The 25,250-nt window shown below is 69.2% G+C and carries 24 protein-coding genes and 1 tRNA gene; 11 read left to right on the top strand and 14 right to left on the bottom strand.

Going from position 1 to position 25,250, the window contains the following annotated elements; genetic code table 11:
• Nucleotides 1-9: 9 nt before the first annotated feature.
• Nucleotides 10-609: a TetR/AcrR family transcriptional regulator gene (locus ACZ6ZD_RS20920; RefSeq protein WP_465674507.1), complete on the top strand. Its 600-nt coding sequence runs from the start codon at nt 10-12 to the stop codon at nt 607-609.
• A gap of 42 nt (nt 610-651) precedes the next feature.
• Here ACZ6ZD_RS20920 and ACZ6ZD_RS20925 read toward each other — a convergent pair whose 3' ends face one another.
• Nucleotides 652-1,218 (bottom strand): YceI family protein, encoded by a 567-nt coding sequence (locus ACZ6ZD_RS20925; RefSeq protein WP_465674508.1) that lies wholly within the window; start codon nt 1,216-1,218, stop codon nt 652-654.
• A gap of 144 nt (nt 1,219-1,362) precedes the next feature.
• On the opposite strand from ACZ6ZD_RS20925, the gene ACZ6ZD_RS20930 reads away from it, so the two are divergent.
• Nucleotides 1,363-1,824 carry a MarR family winged helix-turn-helix transcriptional regulator gene (locus ACZ6ZD_RS20930; RefSeq protein WP_465676071.1) on the top strand — a complete coding sequence of 154 codons (462 nt, stop codon included), beginning with the start codon at nt 1,363-1,365 and terminating at the stop codon, nt 1,822-1,824.
• On the opposite strand, the gene ACZ6ZD_RS20935 is transcribed toward ACZ6ZD_RS20930, so the two are convergent.
• A complete protein-coding gene (locus ACZ6ZD_RS20935; RefSeq protein WP_465674510.1) occupies nt 1,825-3,162 on the bottom strand; it encodes an FAD-dependent oxidoreductase in 1,338 nt (445 codons plus the stop codon).
• Nucleotides 3,163-3,242: 80 nt separating this feature from the next.
• Between ACZ6ZD_RS20935 and ACZ6ZD_RS20940 the strand changes: the two genes are divergently transcribed.
• The gene (locus ACZ6ZD_RS20940; RefSeq protein WP_465674512.1) at nt 3,243-3,677 is read left to right on the top strand and encodes a MarR family winged helix-turn-helix transcriptional regulator; all 435 of its coding nucleotides are present in this window, start codon (nt 3,243-3,245) and stop codon (nt 3,675-3,677) included.
• Nucleotides 3,678-3,717: 40 nt separating this feature from the next.
• A complete protein-coding gene (locus ACZ6ZD_RS20945) occupies nt 3,718-4,587 on the top strand; it encodes an aminoglycoside phosphotransferase family protein (protein WP_465674514.1) in 870 nt (289 codons plus the stop codon).
• On the opposite strand, the gene ACZ6ZD_RS20950 is transcribed toward ACZ6ZD_RS20945, so the two are convergent.
• The 4 genes from ACZ6ZD_RS20950 to ettA all read right to left on the bottom strand — a co-directional run bounded on the left by ACZ6ZD_RS20950 (nt 4,571) and on the right by ettA (nt 7,778).
• Nucleotides 4,571-5,188, bottom strand: coding sequence for a dihydrofolate reductase family protein (locus tag ACZ6ZD_RS20950; protein ID WP_465674515.1), 618 nt, complete (start codon nt 5,186-5,188; stop codon nt 4,571-4,573). The genes ACZ6ZD_RS20945 and ACZ6ZD_RS20950 overlap by 17 nt on opposite strands.
• Entirely contained in the window at nt 5,185-5,649 is a 465-nt protein-coding gene (locus ACZ6ZD_RS20955) for an SRPBCC domain-containing protein (protein WP_465674517.1), read from the bottom strand. Before ACZ6ZD_RS20955 ends, ACZ6ZD_RS20950 begins: the two co-directional genes overlap by 4 nt.
• Complete coding sequence (locus ACZ6ZD_RS20960) at nt 5,646-5,984, bottom strand: ArsR/SmtB family transcription factor (protein WP_465674518.1); 339 nt, start codon at nt 5,982-5,984, stop codon at nt 5,646-5,648. Before ACZ6ZD_RS20960 ends, ACZ6ZD_RS20955 begins: the two co-directional genes overlap by 4 nt.
• Before the next feature lie 111 nt (nt 5,985-6,095).
• Nucleotides 6,096-7,778, bottom strand: coding sequence for an energy-dependent translational throttle protein EttA (ettA, locus tag ACZ6ZD_RS20965; RefSeq protein ID WP_465674520.1), 1,683 nt, complete (start codon nt 7,776-7,778; stop codon nt 6,096-6,098).
• A 132-nt stretch (nt 7,779-7,910) separates the two neighbouring features.
• Between ettA and ACZ6ZD_RS20970 the strand changes: the two genes are divergently transcribed.
• Nucleotides 7,911-8,552 (top strand): single-stranded DNA-binding protein, encoded by a 642-nt coding sequence (locus tag ACZ6ZD_RS20970; RefSeq protein ID WP_465674522.1) that lies wholly within the window; start codon nt 7,911-7,913, stop codon nt 8,550-8,552.
• A gap of 48 nt (nt 8,553-8,600) precedes the next feature.
• The gene (locus tag ACZ6ZD_RS20975) at nt 8,601-9,215 is read left to right on the top strand and encodes an SRPBCC domain-containing protein (RefSeq protein WP_465674524.1); all 615 of its coding nucleotides are present in this window, start codon (nt 8,601-8,603) and stop codon (nt 9,213-9,215) included.
• 35 nt (nt 9,216-9,250) lie between these two features.
• Here ACZ6ZD_RS20975 and ACZ6ZD_RS20980 read toward each other — a convergent pair whose 3' ends face one another.
• The 3 genes from ACZ6ZD_RS20980 to ACZ6ZD_RS20990 all read right to left on the bottom strand — a co-directional run bounded on the left by ACZ6ZD_RS20980 (nt 9,251) and on the right by ACZ6ZD_RS20990 (nt 16,956).
• On the bottom strand, nt 9,251-10,921 hold the full coding sequence (locus ACZ6ZD_RS20980; RefSeq protein ID WP_465676073.1) for a P-loop NTPase family protein: 1,671 nt from the start codon (nt 10,919-10,921) through the stop codon (nt 9,251-9,253).
• A gap of 5 nt (nt 10,922-10,926) precedes the next feature.
• A complete protein-coding gene (locus ACZ6ZD_RS20985) occupies nt 10,927-15,426 on the bottom strand; it encodes a midas domain-containing protein (RefSeq protein ID WP_465674526.1) in 4,500 nt (1,499 codons plus the stop codon).
• Between the two features lie 90 nt (nt 15,427-15,516).
• Entirely contained in the window at nt 15,517-16,956 is a 1,440-nt protein-coding gene (locus ACZ6ZD_RS20990; RefSeq protein ID WP_465674528.1) for a PrsW family glutamic-type intramembrane protease, read from the bottom strand.
• 154 nt (nt 16,957-17,110) lie between these two features.
• On the opposite strand from ACZ6ZD_RS20990, the gene ACZ6ZD_RS20995 reads away from it, so the two are divergent.
• Nucleotides 17,111-17,187, top strand: a tRNA-Arg gene (locus ACZ6ZD_RS20995).
• 70 nt (nt 17,188-17,257) lie between these two features.
• Here the strand turns inward: ACZ6ZD_RS20995 and ACZ6ZD_RS21000 are convergent.
• A complete protein-coding gene (locus ACZ6ZD_RS21000; protein WP_465674530.1) occupies nt 17,258-17,758 on the bottom strand; it encodes an RICIN domain-containing protein in 501 nt (166 codons plus the stop codon).
• Nucleotides 17,759-17,953: 195 nt separating this feature from the next.
• Here ACZ6ZD_RS21000 and ACZ6ZD_RS21005 point away from each other — a divergent pair, with 195 nt between their 5' ends.
• Both ACZ6ZD_RS21005 and ACZ6ZD_RS21010 read left to right on the top strand, forming a co-directional pair.
• Nucleotides 17,954-18,502 (top strand): hypothetical protein, encoded by a 549-nt coding sequence (locus ACZ6ZD_RS21005; protein WP_465674532.1) that lies wholly within the window; start codon nt 17,954-17,956, stop codon nt 18,500-18,502.
• A gap of 226 nt (nt 18,503-18,728) precedes the next feature.
• The gene (locus ACZ6ZD_RS21010; protein ID WP_465674534.1) at nt 18,729-19,247 is read left to right on the top strand and encodes an AAA family ATPase; all 519 of its coding nucleotides are present in this window, start codon (nt 18,729-18,731) and stop codon (nt 19,245-19,247) included.
• Here the strand turns inward: ACZ6ZD_RS21010 and ACZ6ZD_RS21015 are convergent.
• The gene (locus ACZ6ZD_RS21015) at nt 19,234-19,875 is read right to left on the bottom strand and encodes a TetR/AcrR family transcriptional regulator C-terminal domain-containing protein (RefSeq protein WP_465674536.1); all 642 of its coding nucleotides are present in this window, start codon (nt 19,873-19,875) and stop codon (nt 19,234-19,236) included. The two genes, ACZ6ZD_RS21010 and ACZ6ZD_RS21015, sit on opposite strands and share 14 nt — an antisense overlap.
• Before the next feature lie 91 nt (nt 19,876-19,966).
• Here ACZ6ZD_RS21015 and ACZ6ZD_RS21020 point away from each other — a divergent pair, with 91 nt between their 5' ends.
• Together ACZ6ZD_RS21020 and dnaN are read left to right on the top strand one after the other, a co-directional pair.
• Entirely contained in the window at nt 19,967-20,938 is a 972-nt protein-coding gene (locus tag ACZ6ZD_RS21020; RefSeq protein WP_465674538.1) for an NAD(P)-dependent alcohol dehydrogenase, read from the top strand.
• 79 nt (nt 20,939-21,017) lie between these two features.
• Nucleotides 21,018-22,139 carry a DNA polymerase III subunit beta gene (gene dnaN / locus ACZ6ZD_RS21025; protein ID WP_465674540.1) on the top strand — a complete coding sequence of 374 codons (1,122 nt, stop codon included), beginning with the start codon at nt 21,018-21,020 and terminating at the stop codon, nt 22,137-22,139.
• Between the two features lie 84 nt (nt 22,140-22,223).
• On the opposite strand, the gene ACZ6ZD_RS21030 is transcribed toward dnaN, so the two are convergent.
• From ACZ6ZD_RS21030 to ACZ6ZD_RS21040, 3 genes are read right to left on the bottom strand one after another with little or no spacing between them, the layout of a single operon-like run.
• Nucleotides 22,224-23,093 (bottom strand): fumarylacetoacetate hydrolase family protein, encoded by an 870-nt coding sequence (locus ACZ6ZD_RS21030; protein WP_465674542.1) that lies wholly within the window; start codon nt 23,091-23,093, stop codon nt 22,224-22,226.
• A gap of 17 nt (nt 23,094-23,110) precedes the next feature.
• A complete protein-coding gene (locus ACZ6ZD_RS21035; protein ID WP_465674544.1) occupies nt 23,111-23,926 on the bottom strand; it encodes an MBL fold metallo-hydrolase in 816 nt (271 codons plus the stop codon).
• A 22-nt stretch (nt 23,927-23,948) separates the two neighbouring features.
• Entirely contained in the window at nt 23,949-25,238 is a 1,290-nt protein-coding gene (locus ACZ6ZD_RS21040; RefSeq protein WP_465674546.1) for an amidohydrolase family protein, read from the bottom strand.
• Between the last annotated feature and the right edge of the window lie 12 nt (nt 25,239-25,250).

Consider the following 25,250-nt stretch of genomic DNA (forward strand, 5'->3'; position numbering starts at 1 on the left):
GGTGTCAACGTGTCCGCAGTCACCGATCCGCTCGATTGGGCGCACGTCGAGCCCGCAGCCGCCCGCCGGCTCCTGACCGGCGCCATCGACGCGTTCGCCGAGCAGGGCTTCCAGGCCACCACCACGCGGGACATCGCCTCGCGTGCGGGGATGAGTCCGGCCGCTCTGTACGTGCACTACCCGTCGAAGGAGCGGCTGCTCTTCGAGATCAGTCAGTACGGCCACAACGCCGCTCTGGAGGTGCTGCGGTCCGCCGACACCGGCGGCGCGCCGGCCGACCGGCTGCGGTCGCTGGTCGCCGCCTTCACCGCCTGGCACGCCCGGCACCACACCATCGCGCACGTGGTGCAGTACGAGCTGAACGCCCTCTCCCCCGAGCACCTGGCCGAGGTCGCCACGATCCGCCGGGCCATCTCGGCGCAGATCGAGCAGGTGCTGGCGGACGGCGTCCGGGACGGATCGTTCGCCGTTCCGGACCTGCCCGGTACGACGCTCGCCATCCTCTCGCTGTCGATCGACGTGGCCCGCTGGTACACGCCGCACCGCGGCGACCCGGACGCCCTGGGCAAGCTGTACGCCGACCTCGCGCACCGGATGGTCCAGGCATGACAAAGCCCCGCATCCACCTGGATGCGGGGCTTCGAAGTCAGGTCAGGCGTTCAGCGCGGCCTGGACGTCGAGGTGGATGTCCACCTTGTCACCGATCAGCAGCTTGCCGCCCTCGAGCGGGACGTTGAAGTCGATCCCCCACTCCTTGCGGCTGATCGAGGTGGAGCCCTCGAAGCCGATCACGGTCTGGCCGTAGGCGTTCTGCTCGACGCCGAGGAACTCGAAGGCGATCTCGACCGGCTTCGAGACGTCCTTGATGGTCAGCTCGCCGGCCAGGATGTAGTCGTCGCCGACGGCCTTCAGCGCGTTGCTGGTGAAGGTCATCTTCGGGGTGTTCTCGGCGTCGAAGAAGTCGCCGGAGCGCAGGTGCCCGTCGCGCTGGTCGTTGCGGGTGTGGACCGAGGCGAGCTCGATCACGACGTTGGTGGTGGACTCCTCGAGCGAGTCCTTCACGACGATCTCGCCGGTGAACTCACGGAAGGTGCCGCGCACCTTGGTCATCAGGTGCCGCACGGTGAAACCGATCTCGGTGTGCGCCGTGTCGAGCGAGTACGTGCCCGCGACCAGTCCGGGAATCGTGGTGGTCGGGGTGCTGACGGTCTCGGTCATTTCATCCTCTTCAGGGAGTGCGAACGGTGTCGGGGGCGACGCGGTCAGTAGTATTTAGGTTGAAGTGTCAACCCGTTGACCACGACAGTAGGCATCAACGGTTTAAATGTCAACTACATTCCCGGTACACTGGTTCTCGTGACGATGACGACTGAGACCCGCTGGCTGAACGCCGAGCAGCAGGTGGCGTGGCGCGCGTACCTGCTGGGCACCGCGCGCCTGATGGCGAAGCTGGACGACGAGCTGCGGCAGTTCGGCATCGGCATCAACGACTACGAGATCCTGGTCCGCCTCTCCGAAGCGCCCGATCGGCGCCTGCGGATGGCCGACCTCGCCGACCGGCTGCACCAGAGCCGGTCCCGGCTGACCCACACCATCGGCCGGCTCGAGGCGGCCGAGCTGGTCCGGCGAACGTCGTGCACCAGCGACAAACGCGGCGTCTGGGCCGAGCTCACCGACGCCGGCCACACGCTGCTCGTCGAGGCGGCGCCGACCCATGTGGAGAGCGTCCGCGAGAACCTGGTCGACCTGGCCAGCGCCGAGGACTTCACCGCGATCGGCCGCGTCTTCGACGCCGTCTCGGAGCACGTCGGCCAGCAACGCTGATCACAGCGCCAGTTCGAGCTCTTCCCGGTCGGCGCCGCGATACGCGAGCATCGAGTCGCGCATCCGGCGCTTGACCGGCGGCAGGTGGTTGACCGCGCGCATCGCCGTCCGCAGACCCGCCAGCGCCAACCGGCCGACCACCGGTTTGTGGACCGGATCGGCCGCGGTCATCTGCGCGCGCGATTTGAGGACGGCGTCGAACCCGTACTCGATCATTTTCGCTTCGTAGCGGCGGACGGCGTCCGTCCGGCCATCGCGAAGCTCGACGAGCGCGCGGCAGAGGTTGACCGCATCGCGGAGCGCGGTGTTCGCACCGACGCCGCGGCCGGGCGTCATGGTGTGGATGGCGTCGCCGAGCAACGTCACCTTGGTCGTCTCCCACGGCTCCAGCGGCACCGACGTCCAGATATTGACCGGGAAGCAGGTACCCGGGTCGGTCAGCTCGAACAACCGGCGCAGGTCGGGATGCCAGCGCGGCGTCAGCTGGAGGGCGACGTCGATCAGGTCCTGGCCGCGGAGTGACATGACATTCGCGGGCAGCTTGTCCTTCGTCGCCGACAGCCCCCAGTTGATGTAGTCGCGGGTGTTGTCGAACTGCAGCCCCGGCCAGCGCCGGATCAGCTCCTCGGTACTACCGCCGATCCCGCTCTTCACGTTCCCGTCGCGGTCCCACTGGAACTCCATCACATGCAGGATGCAGGCCAGCCCACGCGGCGCGTTGACGATCGTGATCCCCTCGAACACCTTCGGCGGCAGCAGCGCTTTGCTCTCCGCGGTGATCGCGAGCTTGCCGGCGATCGCGACGATCCCGGTCTCCTCGGTCCGCGCCTGCGGTAGGTACTGACGGCGAACGCGCGAGCCCGACCCGTCCGCGCCGACCAGCAGGTCGCCAGTGGCCTGCGTGCCGTCAGCGAAGTACGCCGTCACCTGATCGCCGTGCTGCTCGAAGCGGGTGAACTCCTTGCCGTACCGGACGACGTCGTCCAGACCGGTCAACAGGATCTGGCGCAGCGTCATCCGGCTGATCGACTTCTCGCTCTCGACGGGGTCCGTCGCCGGTGGCAGCTCCATCGACAGGACCTCCTTGAGGCCCTCGGTGAGCATGTTGAAGTACTTCGGATCGCGCGCCCTGGTCGCGACGAAGGTCGCGTAGAGGTCGGTCGGCAGCAACGAGTGCAGCGCGCGACTCCCGTCCGGATCGATCCCGACCCGGTAGCCGTGCAGACCGTCGGTGCGCACGGCGTCCCGCTCGAAGACCTCGACCTCGATCCCCGCGCGCTCGAGCCCGTGCGCGAGCGCAAGCCCGCCGGTCCCGCCCCCGATCACCAGCACCTTCATGATGCACTCCTCCACTTATCTCGATGATCCGAGCATCTTGGAGATCCGAGATAAAAGCAAGCTCTATGCTGAGGCGGACCATGACCAGTGCCAGGGAAGAGCTCACCGCCCAGATCGAGCAGCGGATGGTCCGATTCATCGCGGACGTAATCCTGTTCAACCACGCCGTCGCCGCCCGCCTGGGGCTCGGCGCCAGCGACTCACAGTTCATGACGCTGCTGACGACGTACGGCCCGCTCACCCCGCGCCAGCTCGCCGAGCACACCGGCCTCACCTCGGGCACCATCACCGGCGTGATCGACCGGCTCGAGGCGCACGGTTTCGTCACCCGCCAGGCCGACCCCACCGACCGCCGCAAGGTCCTGGTCACCCCGTCGCTGGCGGCGATCCAGGACAAGCTGGTCCCGCTGTACGCCGAGCAGGGCGCGCGGATGCACTCGGTCCTGGCCGGCCGCTCGGACGCCGAACTGCGGACGATCGCGGCCTTTCTCGCCGACTCGGTCGCCGAGGATTAAATCGCTGGACCGCGCGGACCCCGGCCCGGATGCTGATCCGATGCCGAATCATCATCAGGACGGCCGCGCCGGCATCGACGCCGAGCTGGTCCGGCGGCTGATCGCCGACCAGTTCCCGCAGTGGGCAGCGCTACCGATCAAGCCGGTGAAGATCGACGGCTGGGACAACCGCACGTACCGCCTCGGCGACGAGCTGACGGTCCGGCTGCCCACGGCCGCGGCGTACGCGACGGCCGTCGAGAAGGAGCACCACTGGCTGCCGATCCTGGCGCCCCAGCTCCCCTACCCGATTCCCACAGCGGTCGGCATCGGCGAGCCCGGCCACGGATATCCGCACCGCTGGGCGATCCGCCGGTGGATCCCAGGCGCGACCGCCAGCCTCGAGAACGTCGATCTTGACGACTTTGCTCGCTCGGTCGCGAGCTTCATCCTGGCCTTGCAGCGCTGCGACGCGACCGGTGGGCCGCTGCCGGGTATCCACAGCTTCTATCGCGGCGGGCCGCCGTCCTACTACCACTCCGAGACCATGGCCGCGCTGACCGAGCTGAAGGATCGGATCGACGCGACACTGGCCCTCGAAGTCTGGGACGCCGCGCTCGCCACCTCCTGGGATCGGCCGCCGGTGTGGTTCCACGGCGATCTCGCCTACGGCAATCTGCTGGTCGAGAACCGCCGCCTGTCCGCTGTGATCGACTTCGGCACGTCAGGTATCGGCGACCCGGCCTGTGAGCTCGCGATCGCCTACACCTTCTTCTCCGGATCCTCGCGAGAGATCTTCCGCTCAGCCGTTCAGCAGGACGCCGGTACCTGGGCCCGCGGCCGCGGCTGGGCTCTCTGGAAGGCCCTGATCACTGCGGATCTCCGGGTCATCGACGAGGTCCTCACGGACCACATCACACAAACGCGCTGACGCCTTCATAATCGGCGACCCGAGCAGCGCCGACGCGCTCGTACTCCAGCAGCAACAGACCGCTCGACGTCGCCTCGTGCTTGTGGAGTGCCAAGCCGGACGGCGCTCCGGCCTCGAACAGCCGGCGTCCGTCCCCGATGATCGTCGGCGCCACGACGAGCCGAACCGCATCCACCAGCCCGGCCTGCAGCAGCGAGTTTCCGAGCCGCGCACTGCCGTGGATCTGCAGCTCGTTCCCCGGCCGGCTCTTCAGCTCCGCGACCTCGGCGAAGGTCCGGAGGACGGTCGTCGGGCGCCAGCTGCCCTCGTCGCGGGTGTTGGTGAACACGTACTTCGGGAGCGCGTTCATCCGCCGCGTGTACGGGTCGCCGGGGTCGGTGATCTGCGGCCAGTCACGCGCGAATGCGTCGTACGTCCGGCGGCCGAGCAGCAGGGCATCGGCGTACCCGAGCCACTCGACGGTCCGACTGACGAAGGTCTCGTCGATGAACGGAACGAGCCAGCCGCCACGGACGAAGCCGCCGCTGGTGTCTTCGTCCGCCGAGCCGGGGCCTTGGCTGACACCGTCGAGCGTCACGAACTCCGTGAGGACGAGCTTCATCGCTCCACCTGCTCTGCCAGCTGCCTGGTCACAGTCCCCCAGCCGTCGGCGAATCCCAGCTCCGCATGGCGTTTCCGCGCAGCCGGATCCGCGTGCCGCACGATCGCCCGGTACGCCGTACCCTCCGCATGATCAGCCAAAGTGATCTCGGCGACCATCACGACCGGCTCCGGACTGGCCGGCCGCCACTGGCTGTCGATCGCATTGGTGAACACGATCCGCTCCAGCTCCTCGACGAGCAGGAAGGTCGCGTCGAGCTGCGGGGTGAAGTCGACGCCGTCCTCGCTCATCCGGGTCACCAGCGCGCCACCGGCCCGCGGTTCCAACCGCTCGACTTGGCACACCATAGGCGCCGGAATCCACCACTGGGCGAACTTCTCCGGCTCGGTCCATGCACTCCACACCGCGGCCCGTGGCGCGCGGATGACGCGCTCGATGGTCAGATCCAGCTCGGGATTCATTGCTGCTCCTCGGTCGATTCGGTGACGAATCGCTCCAGCCGATCGGTCCGGTCCGCCCAGATCCGGCGTTGATCGGCGAGCCAGTCGTCGATGAGCGCGAGCCGCTCGCGATGGAGTACACAGGTCCGCACGCGGCCGGTCTTGACCGTCCGGATCAGCCCGTTCGACTCGAGCGTCCGGACGTGTTTCATGAACGACGGCAGCGTCATCGGGAACTCCGCCGCCAGCTCCCCCACGCTCGTCGGACCGCGGCCGAGGCGGCGGATCACGTCCCGGCGGGTCGGGTCGGCGAGCGCGGCGAACACCCCGTCGACCTCGAGTGAATACTGTGCCATGAAGCTAAGTATTGCCTGCGATCAATACTTAGCGCAAGGGCTAAGTATTGACCGCCCGAACGCACGAAGGACCCCGGCTCGCGCGGAGCCGGGGTCCTTCGGTGTCGATGGTCAGTCGCGGGTGAGCTTGCGGTGCGTGACGCGGTGCGGGCGCGCCGCCTCCGGGCCGAGCCGCTCGATCTTGTTCGCCTCGTAGGAGGCGAAGTTGCCCTCGAACCAGAACCACTGCGCCGGCTCCTCGTCCGTGCCCTCCCAGGCCAGGATGTGGGTGGCGACGCGGTCCAGGAACCAGCGGTCGTGGGAGACGACCACGGCGCAGCCCGGGAACTCCAGCAGCGCGTCCTCGAGGGACTGCAGGGTCTCGACGTCCAGGTCGTTGGTCGGCTCGTCGAGGAGCAGCAGGTTGCCGCCCATCTTCAGCGTGAGGGCCAGGTTCAGCCGGTTGCGCTCACCGCCGGACAGGACGCCGGTCGGCTTCTGCTGGTCCGGACCCTTGAACCCGAAGGACGCGACGTACGCGCGGCTCGGCATCTCGAAGTTCGCGACCTTGATGTAGTCGAGCTCGTCGGAGACCTGCTGCCAGACCGTCTTCTTCGGGTCCAGGCCGCCGCGGGACTGGTCGACGTAGGAGATCTTGACCGTCTCACCGAGTTTGAGGCTGCCGACGTCCGGCTGCTCCTCGCCGACGATCATCCGGAACAGCGTGGACTTGCCGACGCCGTTCGGGCCGACGATACCGACGATGCCGGCCCGCGGGAGGCTGAAGCTCAGGCCGTCGATCAGCGTCCGGCCGCCGAAGCCCTTCTCCAGTTTGGAGACCTCGAGCACCGTGCTGCCCAGCCGCGGGCCGGCCGGGATGTTGATCTCGTCGATGTCGAGCTTCTTGGACCGCTCGGCCTCGGCCGCGAGCTCCTCGTAGCGGGCCAGCCGGGCCTTGCTCTTGGTCTGCCGGGCCTTCGCGTTCGACCGGACCCACTCGAGCTCGCGCTCCAGGATCTTCTGCCGCTTCGCGTCCTTCTGGCCCTCGACCACGAGCCGCTGCTGCTTGGTCTCGAGGTACTTGGAGTAGTTGCCCTCGTAGCCGTAGGTCTTGCCGCGGTCCATTTCCAGGATCCACTCGGCGACGTTGTCCAGGAAGTAGCGGTCGTGGGTGATCGCCAGGACGGCGCCCGGGTACTTCTGCAGGTGCTGCTCGAGCCACAGCACGGACTCGGCGTCCAGGTGGTTGGTGGGCTCATCGAGGAGCAGCAGGTCGGGCTGCTGCAGCAGCAGCTTGCAGAGCGCGACCCGGCGCCGCTCACCACCGGACAGGTTGTCGACCAGGACGTCGGCCGGCGGGCAGCGCAGCGCGTCCATCGCCTGCTCGAGCTGGGCGTCGACGTCCCAGGCGTTGCGGTGGTCGAGCTCGGTCTGCAGGTCGCCCATCTCGGCGAGCAGGGTGTCGTAGTCCGCGTCCGGGTCGGCCAGCTCGGCGGAGATCTCGTTGAAGCGGTCGAGTTTGGCCTTGGTGTCGCCGACCCCCTCCTCGACGTTCTCCAGCACGGTCTTGCCCTCGGTCAGCGGCGGCTCCTGGAGCAGGATCCCGACCGTCGAGTCGTCGGCCAGCCGCGCCTCGCCGTTCGAGGGCTGGTCGAGCCCCGCCATGATCTTGAACAGCGAGGACTTGCCGGTGCCGTTCGGCCCGACGACGCCGATCTTCGCCCCGGTCAGGAAGTTCAGCGTGACGTTGTCGAGAACGACCTTGTCGCCGAACGCCTTCCGGACGTTGCGAAGGGTGTAGATGAATTCCGCCATACCCAGAGCCTATGCGCTGACCGGGGTGCGGACCCAACCGGTTGTCCACAGGCCCGGAATCGGCGCGGATTCCGGGGGCCGATCGCGGCATGTTCTCTGCTGACGACAGCGATCGAGAGGACGGTGGTCGAGATGAGCGTGGGCGAAACCCAGGTGACCGTGCAGGGCTGGGTCGGCAGCGCGCCGCAGTTCAAGGAGGTCGGCGGCCGGACGCCGCGGGTGACGTTCCGGGTCGGCTCCACCCCCAAACACTTCGACCGCGGGCTGAATGCCTGGGCCGACAGACCGACGACCTGGTTCGCGGTCGAGTGCTGGCGCGCCCTCGCGCAGAACACCTTCGATTCCGTGCAGCTGGGCCAGCCGATCCTCGTGAGCGGCCGGCTGCGGACACACGAGTGGACCGATGACGACGGCGAGAAACGCTCCCGCGTCGTCCTCGAAGCGTCCGCGATCGGCCATGACCTCTCTCGCGGCACGACCACTTTCACCAGATCCAAACCCCAGCCGAAACCGGCCTGGTCGCCGCTCAGCACCGGCGAGCCAGGTCCGGCCGACTCGCGGCGTCCTGCCCTCTCGCTCGTTCCCAGTACGCCGACACCCGGCCAAGGCACACCGAGCCCCGAGGCGGCCCGCGCGCCCGAAACGCCGACTCTTCCCCCGCCGCCCGGGTCCGCGGGTTCCCCGGAGTCCGGCCTCGTCGCGCCCTACCCGCCGGACGAGTTCACGGCGTCCCCACTCCCCCTTGCTCCGACCAGTCCCGCGGAGGCGGCATGATTATCTCAGTCTTGACTTATATAAGCTCGGACCGGCATTCTGGGCCGCATGATCGACATTCTCGAACAGCTCGACGCCGTCCAGCGCGAGGTCGGCCGGACGGGCGAGACCGTGCGGCTACAGATGACCCGCGCGTACCAGGCCACCCCGGAGGAGCTCTGGGACGCGCTGACCGACCCGGCCCGGCTGGCCAGATGGTTCTGGCCGACGACCGGCGACTTCCAGGTCGGCGGCAGCTTCCAGCTGCAGGACATGGCCGGCGGCGACATCGTGGAGTGCGAGCCGCCGAAGCGATTCAAGGTCACCTACGGCGGCCCGAACAGCCTGCTGGAGATTCGTCTGCAGCCCGGCCCGGGTGCGTCGACCGAGCTCGAGCTGGAGCACGTCGTGACCGAGATTCCCGCCCCGGGCGCCGGCGGCGCGCTGTACGTCGGCCCCGGCTGGGACGGCGGGCTGCTCGGCCTGGCGCTGTACGTCGACGGCCTGGCCGACGACCACGACCCGATCGTCTTCGCCGACTCCCCGGCGATGCTCGAGTTCAACGAGCGTTGCGTGCGGGTCTGGCTGGAGGTCGTCCGCGCCTCCGGCACGACCTCCGAGGAGGATCTGCTGGAGGCCGCGCGGGTCTCCATGGCGCAGTTCGCACCGGGCGCCGAGCTCTAACCGTCCTGCTCGTCGCCCCGCGGCTGGGTCTCTACTCAGCCGCGGGCGACGGCGAGCGCGTCGCGGCAGGTGCTGTACGCCTCGAGCTCGGCCCGGGCCGGCGCCACAACGTGGCTGTCGGCAACCTTCTCCAGCTCGGTGCGCAGCGCGGTCTCGGCCAGCCGGGCCCGGCGCGCCGCACCACTCGTCGCGAACAGCCTGCACAGCACTGCCAGCCCGATCCCGAGCCCGACACCGCCGACCAGCATGATCCAGGCGTAGGCGATCCCGCCCGCTCCAGGCAGCGGCACCTCGCCGGCGTCGGCGATCCGCGCGACCAGCGCCGCGAGCAGCCAGGCCGCTCCGCCGAGCGCCATCAGGAACAGCAGCCACTGAGCGAACTTGGCCACACCCCACCAGCCGGGGCTGGCCGAGGCGCCGAGGTCGGCGCGGGCGACGGCGTGGTCGAGCTCGTCGCCCAGCTTCTCCTCCCGGCGGCGAATCGCCGTCCGGACGGAGTCGGCCCACGGGCGCGACAGACCGGCCGCGGCCCGCTCGGTGATCGCGCGGACGGCGCTGTCCATCCGGGCCCGCTGCACGGGAGTTGCCGCTGGCAACGAAGTGCGCGCCTGCGCGACCTCCGTCGACGCGGACTTGCGCAGCGCCTTGCCCTCCTGCCGCGAGACCTCGTCCAGCTGCAGACCGCGCAGCGGGTCCGGCCGGAAGCGGCCCATCCACTTCGTCAGCGGCCAGCCGGTGGCCGACTGGGCCCGCTGCAGGTACGAGCGGCGGACGGCGTCGACCACCACAGGCAGACCGCTGGCATCGGCCAGCGCGTCCACGAGCTCGGTGACGTCGCTCTCGGCGATCTCCGGCGTCTTCGCCGTACCGCACTGGCTGGCCATCCGGTCGGCGACGCGGTCGACGTCCGCCGCGAGCCGCTCCTTGGCCGAGCGCTTGTTGCTGACCCGCTTGACCAGCAGACCGCGGATCTCGTCGAGCCCGTCGCCGCTGACGGCGGAGGTCGCGACGATGGTCGGCGCCTTCACACCGTCGGACTTGAGCAGCCGGTCGAGATCGTTCAGGCAGCTCTTCCGCTGGTCCGGCGTGAGCTTGTCGACGTGGTTCAGCGCGAAGACCATCACGCCGGAGTGCGAGGCGTAGGGCTTGATGTAGCGGTCGTGCAGCGCGGCGTCGGCGTACTTCTGCGGGTCGACGACCCAGACCAGCATGTCGACCAGCTCGACCAGCCGGTCGACGATCAGCCGGTGCTCGACCTCGATCGAGTCGTGGTCGGGCAGGTCGAGCAGGATCAGGCCGTCCAGATCCTCGGACTGCGCGTCCTCGAGCGAGCTGCGGTGCTGCACCTGGTGCCGGCGCGGGATGCCGAGCCAGTTCAGCACCTCACCGGCGGGCTCCTCGCCCCAGACGCAGGCCAGCGGCATCGAGCTGGTCGGGCGGCGCGTCCCGATCGCGGCCAGGTCCAGGCCCGTCATCGAGTTGAACAGCGATGACTTCCCCGAGCCGGTGGCCCCGGCCAGCGCGACCACGGTCAGCTCGCCGGACATGCGCAGCCGCTGACCGGCGCGGTCCACGATCTGCGTGGCCTCGGTCAGGACGACCGGATCGAGGCGGCCCTGGCCGGCCGTGGCGGCCTGCTCCAGGGCGTCGATCTTCTTCAGGACGTCGGTCGCGCCACGCACCGGACTGTCGACCGTATCCGTCATTTCCGTCACGTGCAGTCCTCCACCGCGCGCGCGGCCTCGGTCAGTTGCCTGGCCGCCTCGGTGTCGACCGGATGCTGGTCGAGGACAGTCAGATAGCGGGCGAATTCGGCATCCATCAAGGCGTGAACTCTACCGTCAAGATCCGCCCGCGCCGTCGTCACCAGGGTCTGTACCGCGTCGTCGCCGTACACGGCGGTCAGCAGCTTCTGCCCGACGACCGCGCTGCCGACCCCGGCGCTCAGCTCGGCGCCGGTCGGGATGCCCGCGTTCTCCGCGAACAGCACGACCATCACCGACAGCGCGAGACCGTTCACCCCGGCCTCCAGGATGCGGGCCGCGAGCCGCTTCTCGGTGCCGACCTTGCGGACCAGCTCGAGCACGTTGCCCTGCCACTCCCGGACGGTCTGCTCGGCCGCCGCCGGGAAGCCCTCGGTCATCGTGCCCAGCGTGCCGTCGGCCGCGGCGAGCAGCTGCCGGCCGGCCGGCGAGGCCTGCCAGATCTTCTCGGCGCGCTCGGCCGTCACCTCGGCCTGCTCGATCAGCAGCGACGACAGCCCCGACTCGATCGCGTCGTTCAGGTCCCGCGTCGTCGCCGCGGGCTTGGCCGCCAGCGAGCTCTTCACCTTGTCGCGCAGCTTGCCGGCGTTGCCCTGCAGCCCCTTTAGCAACTCACCCGTCCCGACGAACTCTTGCCACCGGGCGAGCACCTCGCCGCGCAGCAGCGTCGCATCCTGCGTCGCCGTCGCGATGTCCTTGAACGCCTGGTCATAAGCGGTCTCGACGCTGGAGCGCAGCTCGGCCGCGGTGTCACCCTGCGCCCGCACGGCCGCCGCGAACGGCGGCGTCGTCTTCACCATCGCGGTCACCGCGCCGTGCAGCGTCCGCCGGACCACCGCAGCCCGTGCGTCGGCGTCCGCAGCCAGGTCGACCAGCCAGTCCCGGATCGAGACCACGGTCTCGGCCGGCAGCATGCCGTTGCCGTCGACAACCGTCTCCTTGATCGAGAACAGCGGCGAGTCGCCGAGCCCGCGCTCGAGCAGCATCTGCGCGAGGTGGCCGGTGATGTCGTCGATCGTCTCCGCCGGCGCCCGATCCAGCACCACGGCCACCGCCGTACTGCGATCCGACGCGCTCTGCAGGAACTCCCACGGCACCGCATCCGAGTACCGCGCGGCCGTCGTCACGAACAACCACAGATCCGCCGCGGCGAGCAGCTGCGTCGCCAGATCCCGGTTCGCCTCGACCACCGAGTCGATATCGGGCGCGTCCAGCACAGCGAGCCCGCGCGGCACAGTGTCCGAAGCCACCAGCCGCAGCTGCCCCGGGTCCTCCATCCCACCCGGGCTGCCCTCGGTCGTCCGCGCCATCCCCGGCAACACCCGGTCGCCCACGAACCAGTCCGCATCCGCCGGGTGATGGATCAGCACCGGCGACCGCGTAGTAGGCCGCAACACCCCCGGCTCACTGACAACCTTCCCGATCACACTGTTGACCAGCGTCGACTTCCCAGCCCCCGTCGACCCACCGACCACCGCCAGAATCGGCGCCTCCAACTGCACCAACCGCGGCAAAATGTAGTCGTCCAGCTGATCCAGCATGCTCTTCTGCTGCTGCCGAGCCTCATCAGCCCCCACCACATCAAGCGGCAACCGACTCCCCGCCAGCGCCCCCCGCAACTTCATCAAAGCCGTAATCAGCGCCATAGCAGCCTGCTCAGCCGCCAACCGACCAGCCAACCCCTCAGCGCCGTCAGCCGACTCCCCGTCGTCAGCCCCCTCAGCACCCGTCTCGTCAGCGCCACTCACCGCGTCCCCGTCAGCACCCGCCGACTCGACACCACTCCCAGCAACCTCCGTGCCTACCGGCTGAGCGTCGCTCTCCGCGATCTCAGCATCCACCTGCTCAGCACCAGCCGCCGCGACATCCTCCGCGTTCCCGGCTGTCTCAGCCTGTTCGCCGCTGCTCTTCGCGACCTCGTCGTCCACCTGCTCGGCACCACTCGCCGCGCCATCCGCGGCATCCCCGTCAGCCGACTCGGCACTGCTCCCGGCAACCACCGCGCCAGCGGACCGAGCGTCGCCCTCCGCGACCTCAGCACCCACCTGCTCAGCACCAGCCGCCGCGACATCCTCCGCGTTCTCAGCTGTCTCAGCCCGTTCGCCGCTGTCCTTCGCGACCTCGACATCCGCCGACTCGGCACCAGCCGCCGCAGCGTCCACGTCAGCCGACTCGGCGCTACTCCCGGCAACCTCCGCACCAGCGGACTGAACGTCGCTCTCCGCAACCTCGCCGTCCGCCTGCTCGGCGCCACCCGCCGCGTCCCCGCCGGCATCAGCCGACTCGACACCACTACCGGCAACCTCCGCGGCGGCCGACTGCGCCTCGCTCTCCGCAACCCCAGCATCCGCCAGCTCGCCACCACCCGCGGCAGCCTCGGCCGCGTCAGCGGGCTCGGCACCGGCCGCGACATCCTCCGCGCCAGCGGACTGACCGCCGCTCGCCGCGACCTCAGCATCCACGTGCTCGGCGCCACTCGTCGCGACATCCCCGTCAACCGACCCAGCACTGGCCGCCGCAGCCTCCGCGCCAGCGGACTGAACGCCGCTCTCCGCGACCTCAGCATCCACCTGCTCGGCGCCACTCGCCGCGATGTCAGTGGCATCCCCGTCAGCTGCCTCGGCAGTGCTCCCGGCAACCACCGCGCCAGCAGACTGAGCGCCGCTCTCCGCAGCCTCAACATCCGCTTGCTCAGCACCAGCCGCCGCAACTTCGGCAGCGTTCTCGGCTGTGTCAGCCGGTCCGGCGCTACTCTTCGCGACCTCGCCATCAGCTGGCTCGACGTCCCCGTCAGCGTCAGCCGACTTGCTGCTGGTCGTGGCGGCCTCCGCAGACTGCGCATCGCTCTCCGCGACCTCGCTGTCTGCCTGCTCGGCACCGCTCGCCGCGTCCCCGTCAGGGTTCTCGGCTGTGTCAGCCGGTCCGCCGCTGCTCGCGACGACCTCTGCAGCGTCACCGGGCTCGGCGCTGGCTGTGGCAGGCGCCTCGGCGGCGGACTGAGCCTCGCTCTCCGCAACCTCGACATCCGCCTGCTCGGCGCTACTCGCCGCTCCCCCGTCAGCGTCGCTGGTCTCGGCAACCTCCGTGGCGGCGGGTTGAGCGCCGCTCTCCGCGTTCTCGGCTGGCCCGGCCGGTTCACCGCTGCTCTTCGCGACCTCGGCGTCTGCCTGCTCGGCACCGCTCGCTGCGGCGTCCCCGTCAGCGGAGTCAGCGCTGGTCGTGGCAGCGGCCTGCGTCTCGCTCGTTCCGACCTCGGCGTCCGCATGCTCGGCGCTGCTCGCCTCGACGTCCGTGGCGTCGTCGTCGGCCGACTCGGCGGTGGCCTGAGCTTCGCTCTTCGCGACCTTGGCGTCTGCCTTCTGGTCCGCGCCGGTTGGCTCTGGGGTGTGAGGTTCTTGCAGGGCCTCCGGAGACTCCATCACCTCGGAGTACTCGACAGCGGCCAGCTCCGCGGCGTACGCGGCCGCCTCATCGGCGGCAGAAACCGTCGACGAGCTGCCCGACTTCGGCAGTCCGACGATGATGTTCCCGTATTCAAGCGGGAACCCGTCCGGCGACTCATCCGGCTCGTACACGACCCCGACTGTTGGCCGCGGCCGCTCTTCGACCTCCGCAGCCGCCGGTACGTCGTCCACCGACCCGCCGTGCGCCGCAGCCTGCGACGGCTCAACACCATCGGCGGCACCGTCAGCTACATCACCCGACTCGGCCGCATCAGCGCCCGACCCGTCGCTCGAAGCACCTACAGCGTCCGCAGCGCCGCTAGCCTTACCCACGCCGACGACCTCAGCCGAGCCACCAGACTCACCCGGGCCGACATCTCCAGCCGAGCCACCAGATTCACCCGCGCCTGCAGACCCAGCCGAACCACCAGCTGCACCTGCGCCTGCAGACCCAGCCGAACCACCGGCCTCGCCCGAACCGGCAGCTTCAGCCGAGGCACCGGCTGGTACGTCACCGTCTGCCGTGGCCTCGCCGGTGTTGGTCCCATCAGCGGCCGACTTGTCTGACGCCTCGTCCGGCGTACCGTCCGCGGCGCCACGTGCACCCTCGGACGACGCTCCGGCGGCATCCGAGCTTGCCTCGCCGCTCGGCGTACCGGTGGCGTCCGAGGCTGCGTCGGTGCTCGCCTCGCCATGGGACGCCGCGTCTGCGGTCGCTTCGTCGGGCGAAGGTCCGCCGTCCGCGGTCGCCTTGGCGCCCGGCGTCCCGGCGTCCGGGCTCGCGCCCCCAGCGACCGGCGTACCGGCGGGCTCGGGGGTCGCCTGCGGTGGGGCGGCGGGGGGCTCGGGGGTGGCGTTCTTCCGCCGGCGGCGGCGCCAGAATCCTTTGCCCTTGGCACCGGCCTCGGACCGCGCGATCAGGTTCGCCAGCTCCTGGGCAGGCTGGTCCTGGCCCGGAACCTGTGGCTCCGGACCTTCACCAGCTGCTGACCTGATGTCAGCCACGGCGTCCGCCCACGAGCACAGAGTGCCCGGTCGGACAGCACAGAAGCAAAGTCATCGTCATCCCCGTTTGGCGGCGTGGACGGGCGGCGGTCACTGCGATGGTGGATACGGACCGTATCCTCCCGGCGTTCCCAGCTGGTCAGGGGGTCCGGATGGGTAACCGGCCTGGCCCGCTGGGTAACCGGGTTGCCCCGAGGGATACCCCGGCTGAGGCGCCGGATAACCCCCTGGCGCCGGTCCGCCGCGAACCTGGTCCTGGGGCCCGCCGTTCGGCCCCGGCATCGCCTGGGGGAAGGCAGCCGGCATCGGCGGGAAGGGAACGCTCGCCCGCCGCGCCCGCAGCTCGTCCAGCAACTTCTTCTCCTCGTCCAGCGCCTCCGGCCCGATCACCTGCCGGACGATCTTGTCCCGCAAGTACGCCAGGTCGGTCGCGTTCTGCTGGAACGCCTTCGCGGCGGACTCGGCCTGGGCGCCGTAGCGCCGCGCGTTCTGCCGCAGCGCCTTGCGCCCGCGCATCGTCGCGATCAGCGGCACCTCGGGCGCGACCAGCCAGCCGAAGCGCACGTAGTCGTAGAGCCGGGAGGCGATCATCTTGCCCTCGCGGGAGCGCAGGACCAGCGCGAAGATCACCATGCCGACGAAGATCGGCACCATCAGCAGGAAGTAGGCGACCAGGAAGCCGGTCCCCTCCGCCCAGCTGGCCGACGCGTTCCACGCGGCGTGCGCGAGGACGGCGGCCAGGAACCCGACCACCGGCGCCAGGAACCGCACCGCCGTACTGCGGTGCCGGACGGCGATCCCGATCCCGATCGCGGTGAACGACGTGAACAGCGGATGCGCGAACGGCGACATCAGCCCGCGGAGTACGAACAGCACCAGGACGCCGCGCAGTCCGGCGTCGCTGCCGGCCTCGTTCGACAGCTCGCTGAAGATGCGGCCGTAGTAAAGGATGTTCTCGGTGAAGGCGAAGCCGACGCCGACCATCCCGGCGTAGACCAGGCCGTCGATGATCCCGTCGAACTCCTTGCGCCGGACCAGCGCGAGCAGCAGGATGACCGCGCCCTTGGCGAACTCCTCGACCGGGGGCGCCACGAAGATCGCCGACCGGTCGCCGCCGGCGCCGGTCTCGGCGAGCTGCCGGGCCACCTCGGTGTTGATGAAGATCGCGACCAGCGTCGCGATGAACGCACCCCAGCAGAGCGCGAACACGATGTACCGGGTCGGCTCCGGTTCGTAACGGTCCAGCCACAGGTACAGCGCGATCACCGGCACCACCGGTACCAGCGCGAACGCCATCCCCCAGGTGAACCCGCCGGCGCCGGTCGACTGCCCGACGATCCAGAAGATCCCCAGCCCCGCGATCGCCATCACCACCGCGACCACGACACCGATCAGCACGCCCCGGTTCCGCCGCTGCCCGGGCACCGGATGGTTCCCGAGAACGTTCGGCTGCGGGTACTGGCCGCCGGACGACGCCGTCCCCGCCGCTGGTTGCGGAGGGCCGGCCGGGCCTGCTGAGGGGTAACTCATGCCCGCAGCCTAGTTGGAGACCCGACCCGGCGGCAGAACCGCCCACGCAGCGTTACCGGGATGGAACGACAACCCTGTACTTCCCCCTCCCACGCCACGCCCAGTAACCCGGCAGCGCGTTCACCCGCCCATCTGACAGACTTCTCCCTGCCACGCGCCCGTAGCTCAGCTGGATAGAGCGTCGGACTTCTAATCCGTTGGTCGCAGGTTCGAATCCTGCCGGGCGCGCCATCCTTGACCAGAGCGGGCGCTCGGACGACGAATCCGGGCGCCCGCCTGGCAGGAAGACCTCAGGTGTTGATCAGAGCCAGTCCTGGGTCTGGCCGCCGTCTTCGGTTCCGATGTAGACACGTTCGGGGGCGGCGTCGAGCACACCGCGCCCACCTCGCGATTGCTGGTGGTAGATCGTCCAGTTGTTGGAGTCGTACCGCCAGCCCTGGTACTCACCGTCGTTGCACGCGTGTCCGTAGACGAGTCCGGTGCTGCCGTTGCCGTCGAGGCAGAAGTAGGTCGCCTTGTTGAACAGTTCGGGCCAATTGCCACCGTTCCGCTCGTTCCACTGCCATTGCTGACTGGCGCCCCAATGGCACGGGGCCAGGTAGACGCGGCTCCGATCGGAGGCGTCATTGGTCAGGCAACGGTCCCACAAGTCGTTCCTGATGAAACCGTAGGCGTTGATCCCCGCCTTCTCGAATTTGTACCCCGGCGGTACTGACGTTCCCGCAGGTCCGGGCTTGGCCGCCGGAGCTGCGGCGCTGGCGGAAGTCGGCAACACGCCGATTGCAGCCACCGCCAGGAACATTAATCCGAAAGTTTTTCCACTAATACGCAAAGCTGAACTCCTATCATCATTATCCTGAAGATATTTATGGAGTCTCACAAGAAGATAGTTGCCTCGACCACCCTTTCGATCACCGTCGTATTCAGGGGCGCGGCGCTCGGCCGATTTGTTGGTCGCAGGTTCGAATCGACCCCGAGCGCGCTATAGGGTTTTCGGGTGACTCTTCGGATGATGGGCGCCAACCCTTGTGTGACCTTGTACGAGGACGGTCGGACGACGGCGTTCGCGTCGGTCTGGCGGGTCGACTGGTCAATGCGTGGCGCCGGGAATGTGCTGGTGCTGGGGACGCGTGAGCGGGTCCGGATCATTGGGCAGGATCCGGAGCTCGGGGCCTGGCTCGGCGAGGAGTTCAACCGTCATCTGAAGTCGGTTACCGACGGGATCGACTGGGCCGAGCCGGAGCACACGACGGCGGCGGTCGAGTTCGAGCTCGACCTCGCGAAGGGCTTCCGGTCGACCGCGGCCGATGTGTCGGTCGAGATCACCGGGCCGATGGAGCGCTTCCTGACCCGCAACGACGAGTACGACCTCGGCGGCACGCCGAACATCTTGTCGACCGTCTGGATCCCCTGCCGGGACGGCGTCATCTCGGTCGGCGGCGAACGGCTGACCGGCGAGATCACCGTGGATCCGGTGAAGGTGGCGTCGAGCGCATTCATCGCGGACGCCGAGGTCTGGTGCACGACGGACCATCCGCGACGCTAGCGACCAGCGACTCCCCTGCCCTGCCCCGAGGTCCGAATCGGGGGCGGAGTGGGGACTCCCTCTCAGGTATTTCCCAGGGAGTTCTTAGCGGTCTCATGGGGCGTGTGCGGGAACCCGTTCGTCTAACGAGGTACTTGATGGGCGATGGAAGGGCACTGCGGTGGTTGCTACGCACCTGGCGGTCGTTGGGGCCGAAGAGGAAATCCGCTACTCGGGGGACTCTGTCGTGGTGCTGGCGGGGATCCCAGGCGCCGGCAAGAGCACGTTGTTACGCAGGTTGTACCCGGACGGCGCCGACCACGGCGGCGTCCGCGTCTTCGACTCCGAGCGGCTGCGCGCGAAGTGGATGCGCGTGCTCGGCGTCGTCCCCTACTCCTACTGGCGGCCGTTCCTGCACCTCGCGTACTACGTGCAGGTGTTCAGCGCGATGCACACCGGCCCGCTGATGATCCACGACTGCGCGACCCGGCCGTGGGTACGCCGGTTGCTCGGGTGGCGAGCCAAACGCGCCGGGCTGCCGCTGCACCTGATCCTGATCGACGTGCCCGGCGAGGTCGCCCGCGACGGGCAGTGGGCGCGCGGCCGCGTGGTCCGGACCAGCAGCATGGAGAAGCACTGCCGCCGCTGGCCGCGGCTGCTCGAGAAGGCGGCGGCGGACCCGGGCAGCGTCGTACCGGGTGCGCGGTCGGCGATCGTGCTGAGCCGGCGCCAGGCCGGTCTGCTGAAGGCGATCAGGTTCCGCTGAGTTTGCGCTCCAGGCCGTCGAGGACGATGTCGAGCCCGTACTCGAAGTCCTCGACGCGCCCGGACTGCATCACGTGCGTGATGATCCGGACGACGTGCGGGAACTGCTCCGGATCCAGGCCGCCGACGACCTGGGCCGACACGTCCGGCGCGGCCTCGATGGCGAACGGCAGGCTCACCTCCTGCAGCGTGAAGCCGTAGAGGTGGCTGTCGAGCGTGTGCCAGGCGTCCAGCGCGCCCTCGACCGTGAAGCCGCCCTCCAGCAGCCGCCCGAGTGTGGCGTCCAGGTACTTCGTCATCCCCGGCCCGATCGTGAACCGGGACATGATCTGCATCGCCGCCCACGGATGTGCGACCAGTACCTCGTGCGCCGAGATGGACCGGCGGCGCATCGCCTCCTTCCACGGCGTCCCAGCCGGCGGGACGTCGATATCGGTCAGCACCAGGTCGACGATCGCGTCCAGCAGGTCGCTCTTGTTCCGGACGTGGTTGTAGAGCGACATCGCCTCGATGCCGAGCTCGTGGCCGAGTTTGCGCATGCTGAGCGCGTCCAGGCCGTCGCGGTCGGCGAGTGCGACCGCGGCCCGCAGCACCCGCTCGCGATTCAGGGGGTCGCCACGCGGTGTCATCTACATCTCTCTTCCTGCCTGGACCAAATCCCTCGACATCATATAACTTACGCCGTAAGCTTACGCTGTAAGTACGGCAGGGGGGATGAGGATGCTGGCGATTACACAGGACCGGTACGGCGACAGCGGGGTGCTCGCGCTGCGGGACGTCGAAGTGCCGGTCCCGGCCGCCGACGAGGTCGTGGTCGAGGTCCGCGCGGCCGGGGTCGACCGGGGCGTGTGGCACCTGATGACCGGGCTGCCGTACCCCGTGCGCCTGGCGGGGTACGGCGTCCGGGCGCCGAAGAACAAGGTGCCCGGGATGGATCTGTCCGGGGTGGTCAGCGCCGTCGGCGCGGACGTGACGCGGTTCCGGCCGGGCGACGAGGTGTACGGGATCGGGACCGGCGCGTTCGCGGAGTACGCGCGGGTGCTGGAGCGGAAGCTGGCGCCGATGCCGAAGAACCTGACCTTCGAGCAGGCGGCCGTCGTCCCGATCTCGGCGCTGACCGCGCTGCAGGCGGTCCGGGACGGCGCCGGGGTGAAGGTCGGGGATCGGGTGCTGATCATCGGCGCGTCGGGTGGGGTGGGCAGTTACGCGGTACAGATCGCGGAGTCGTACGGCGCCGAGGTCACCGGGGTCTGCAGCGCGGGCAAGGCCGACATCGTGCGCTGGCTGGGGGCTCACGAGGTGCTCGACTACCGCACCGACGACTTCACCGAGCACGGCCCGTACGACGCCATCCTCGACATCAACGGGAACGCGTCGCTGCGCCGGCTGCGGAAGGCGCTGACGCCGAACGGGACGCTGGTCATCATCGGAGGTGAGACCGGCGGTCGCTGGCTGGGGGGCAACGACCGCCAGCTGCGGGCGATGTTGTGGTCGCCGTTCATCGGGCAACGGCTCCGGCCGCTCCTGAACTCGGAGAACCACGTCGACCTGCAGGCGATGACCGAGCTGATCGAGACCGGGCAGGTGGTCCCGATCATCGGCCGGGCGTTCCCGCTGGCCGAGGCCGCCGACGCGATCCGCTACCTCACCGACGGGCACGCCCGCGGCAAGGTGGTGATCTCGGTGACCTGAACTGGACGGCGCGAAAAGTGTCGGTGGCGCCTGATTGAGTCGAACCTCGCGATCCGGAGGGGTGACCGTGAAGGTTCGAGTGAGGCGTGACGTGCTGGCCGAAGCGGTCGGCTGGGTGGCGAAGGGGCTGCCCGCCCGGCCGAGCGTGCCGATTCTGTCGGGGATGGTCGTCGAGGCGGCCGACGGGCAGCTGACGCTGTCCGGGTTCGATTACGAGAGCTCGACACAGGTCGTGGTTCCGGCCGAAGTGGGGGACGAGGGCCGGGTCCTGGTGTCGGGGCGGTTGCTGGCCGGCATCTGCCGGAGCATGCCGCGGGACACCGTGGAGCTGAGCGGGGTGGGCGCTCGGGTCCAGGTGTCCAGCGGCGGCTCCCGGTTCATGCTGCAAACGCTGCCGCTGGGGGAATACCCGTCGTTGCCGGAGCTTCCGGCCGCCGGCGGGGTGGTGAGCGGCGAGGTGCTCGCGCGGTCGGTCACGCAGATCGTGACCGCCGCGGGGCGGGACGACACCTTGCCGGTCTTCACGGGGGTGAAGGTGGAGATCCGTGGCCCGGTGATCACGTTACTGGCCACGGATCGCTACCGCTTGGCCGTCCGCTCGTTCGAGTGGACGCCGGCCGATCCGGAGATCGAGGCCGATGCGCTGGTCCCGGCGAAGCTGCTCGCGGAGCTGGCCAAGACGATGGCCGGCCACGACGTCACCCTCGCGCTCGGCTCAACTCGTACAGGGGACGGGTTGATCGGGTTCGAGGGTGCCGGGCGGCGCGCCACCAGCCGGCTGATCGACGGCGAGTTCCCCAAGGTGCGCAAGCTGATCCCGGCCCCGGCCGCGATCACCAGCAGCGTCACGGTCTCGACCGCCGCGCTGATCGAGGCGGTCAAACGCGTCTCCCTGGTCGCCGAGCGGACGTCGCCGGTCCGCATCAGCTTCGACGACGGGACGGCGACGCTCCGGGCCGGCAGCGGCGAGGAGGCCGAGGCCTCCGAACCGGTCGAGATCACCCTCACCGGCGAGCCGATCGCAACCGGCTTCAACCCCGCCTACCTACTCGAAGCGCTCGGCGCCCTCGGCACGCCACTGGCGCGAATCGACTTCACCCAACCAACCAAACCGGTCAACCTCACCGGCCTGCGCGCCCCCGACGACGAATCCGCAGGCGCCTCGGCGTACATCGTCGTCCCGATGCGCGTGGCGGGCTGAGGCTCAGGCCGCCCAGTCCGTCAGCGCCGCGCCTGCGCGTGGCGGGCTGAAGGTGAATTCTGTGGGGCGTTGGTGTCGGCCGGCTCAGCGAATGACGTTGCTGATGCTGCCGATGGTGTCGATGGTGCATTCGACGATGTCGCCGGGGTGGAGGAAGCGGGGTGGGGTGAAGCCGATGCCGACGCCGGCGGAGGTGCCGGTGGCGATGATGTCGCCGGGGAGGAGGGTGATACCGGCGGAGATGGTGGCGATGAGTTCGGGGATGGGGAAGATCAGGTCGGACAGTGGAGCATGCTGGCGAGTTTCGCCGTTGACAGTGCTGCTGACGTGGATCTTGGCCAGGTCGGTGAATTCGTCGGCGGTGACGACCCAGGGCCCCATCGGGGCGTGGGTGTCGAGCGATTTGCCGAGGAACCACTGCTTGTGGTCGCGCTGCAGGTCGCGGGCGGTGACGTCGTTGATGATCGTGTAGCCCCACACGTGTGTCATGGCGTCGGCCCGGGTGATACCTCGTCCGCCGTGGCCGATGATGACGGCGAGCTCGGCTTCGTAGTCGAGTTCGGAGGTGATTGTGGTGTGGGCGTCGACGTCGTCGTAGGGGCCGATGACGGTCGTGGTGGCCTTGGTGAAGATGATCGGGCGGTCGGGGAGATCTTCACTGCGATCGGGGCTGTCGTAGCCGGAGCGGCCGAATTCGGAGACGTGGTCGCGGTAGTTCTTGCCGACGGCAAAGAGGTTGCGGCGCGGTTGCGGGATCGGCGCCAGGTAGCGCGGCGACTCGATGGCGGGCAGGCCGCTGGGTCCGGTGAGCTGGGGCGCGAGGGCGTCCCAGTCGTCGATGAGGTCGAGCATGGAGCGTTGCCCTACCTGGCTGGTCAGGTCGAAGGCTTGACCGTTGTGGTCGACCAGGGCGATGGTTTCGCGGTCATTGTGGTCGACAGTGGCCAGTCGCATGGTGGTCCTTCCTGTGGTCAGGCGATCGTGGGGGCGAGGTATTCGAGCGCGTAGCTTTCCCGGGTCGGGGTCACGCGGGCGATGCCGGGTGAGTCGAGGTGGGCTCCGGCGACGAAGTAGCCGGGCTGGGTGAGCTGTTCGAGCAGTGCGGCTCGGGCGTCACGAGCCTGGGACTGGTCACTGTCGAGCTCCCAGGTCACCTGTGGCTGGTCGAACTGCAGCGACGGGACGTGCACGGTGTCGCCCCAGGCCAGGAGGTGGCCGCCGCCGTTCGCGACGTCGTACACGGTGTGGCCTTGGGTGTGGCCGGGCGTTGGTACGGCGGTGATCCACTCGGTGATGCCGACCTTCTCGGTGATCGGCCGGACGAGATCGCATACCGGTTCCAGGCGGCCGGTGAAGACCGAAGCGTCGGCAGCTCCGATCCACACCCGCTTCAGCTTCGGGAAGGCGGGTGTCCCGTCCGGGGCGATCAGGCCGTTGACGTGGTCCTCGTGGTTGTGGGTGACCGCTACGTCGGCGATGTCGTCCGCGTCGATGCCGGCCTCGGTCAGGGCGTCGTACAGCGAGCCCATGGTGTCGTGCCAGGCGTTGGAGGCGCCGGAGTCGATGAGGACCGACCGCGTCCCGTCGCTGATGTGGAACGCGTTGACCGACAGCCGCAGATTCCCGTCGACCAGCGGCACAGTGTCCGGTACGCCGCCGAGTGCGGCACCGGTCTCGTCGCGCAGCCGGGTGGGTGGCATGTCGACGTAGCCGTCGCGCAGGGAGGTGACGCGCAGGTCGCCGAACTCGAAGACTGCGTGGTGTTGTCCGCCCGAGATGAAACGCATAGGTCCTTCCTTCGTGTTGTCGTCAGGCCTGCGGCCGCCAGGTCCCGTCGAGCGGGATCCCTGCGGCACGACCGATCCGGTCGCGGGACGCGAGCAGCCGCGTGCGCAGCGCCGCGAGGTCGACGTCGACCAGTACGCCGTCGCGCTTGACGATGCGGCCGCCGGAGATGACGGTGTCGACCAGGCCCGGGTGGCCGGCACTGACGATGGTCGCGATCGGGTCGGTGACCGGGAAGACGGTCAGGTCGTCGGTGCGCAGCAAGATGAGGTCGGCGTCCTTGCCCGGCGTGAGACTTCCGGTGCGGTGCTGCAGTCCCAGGGATTGAGCGGCGTCGACGGTCGTGAACTCCACCAGGTCGCGTGAGCGCAGGCCGCCATCGAGCCCACGCTGGACGGCGAAGGCCGTACGCGTCGTCGCGAACATGTCGCCGCCGACCGACGGTACGTCGTCCACGGACAGGGTGGGGCGCAGCCCAGCGGCGAGGACGCGGCCGGTCATCGGGTTACCGAAGCCCATCTTGAGTTCGACGTCCGGGCTGATCGACACCGAACTCCCTGCTTCGGCCAGCATCCGCAGCTCTTCGTCGCTGACGCCGTTCGCATGCACGAACGTGGTCGTGCCGCGCAGGAGACCGTGCTCATGCAACTCGGCGACAGGCTTGCGATCGCCGCCGCCGTCGACGTGCAGGCTGGTCCGGATGCCGAGTTCCTCGGCCAGCTTCAGCTCCCGCGCGACGCTGTCCATCGGTGTGGCCTCGGGACCGCGCAGACCGAGCACCAAGGCCACCCGCGCGTCACCAGCCAGTACCTCGTGAACACGGCGGATGTCGTCGTCGACCGGGTCCGCGCCGCCCCAGCCGGCGCCGAGGCAGAACAGCGACCGGCCGGGAGCGTCGCGGAGTGCGGCGATCGCGGCGTCCTCGTGCTCGTGGGTCTGCGCGACGTGGTACCAGTCGAGCATCGTCGTCACACCCGAATGCAGCGCCTCCAGACGGCCCAGCAGAGTGCCGATGTAGACGTCTTCAGGCTGGTAGTGCGGCTTGACGGTGCGGTGCATCGCGGCGGCCCACTCGGGAAATGTCCAGTCCGCGCCGACGCCGCGGAACGCGGTCTGCCAGGCGTGCCGGTGGTTGTCGACGAACCCCGGCATGACGATCCGGTCGGTCGTATCGATGACGTCCGCGTCCGGTGCGTCGATGCGCTCGGCGACCTCGACGATCACACCGTCCTCGATCAGCACGTCACCACTACCGAGGTCTCCCAGGGCCGGGTCGAGGGTGACGACGATACCCCCGGTGAGCAGGGTCTTCATCGAATGAACTCC

The organism is Kribbella sp. NPDC104218 (genome assembly GCF_055584105.1).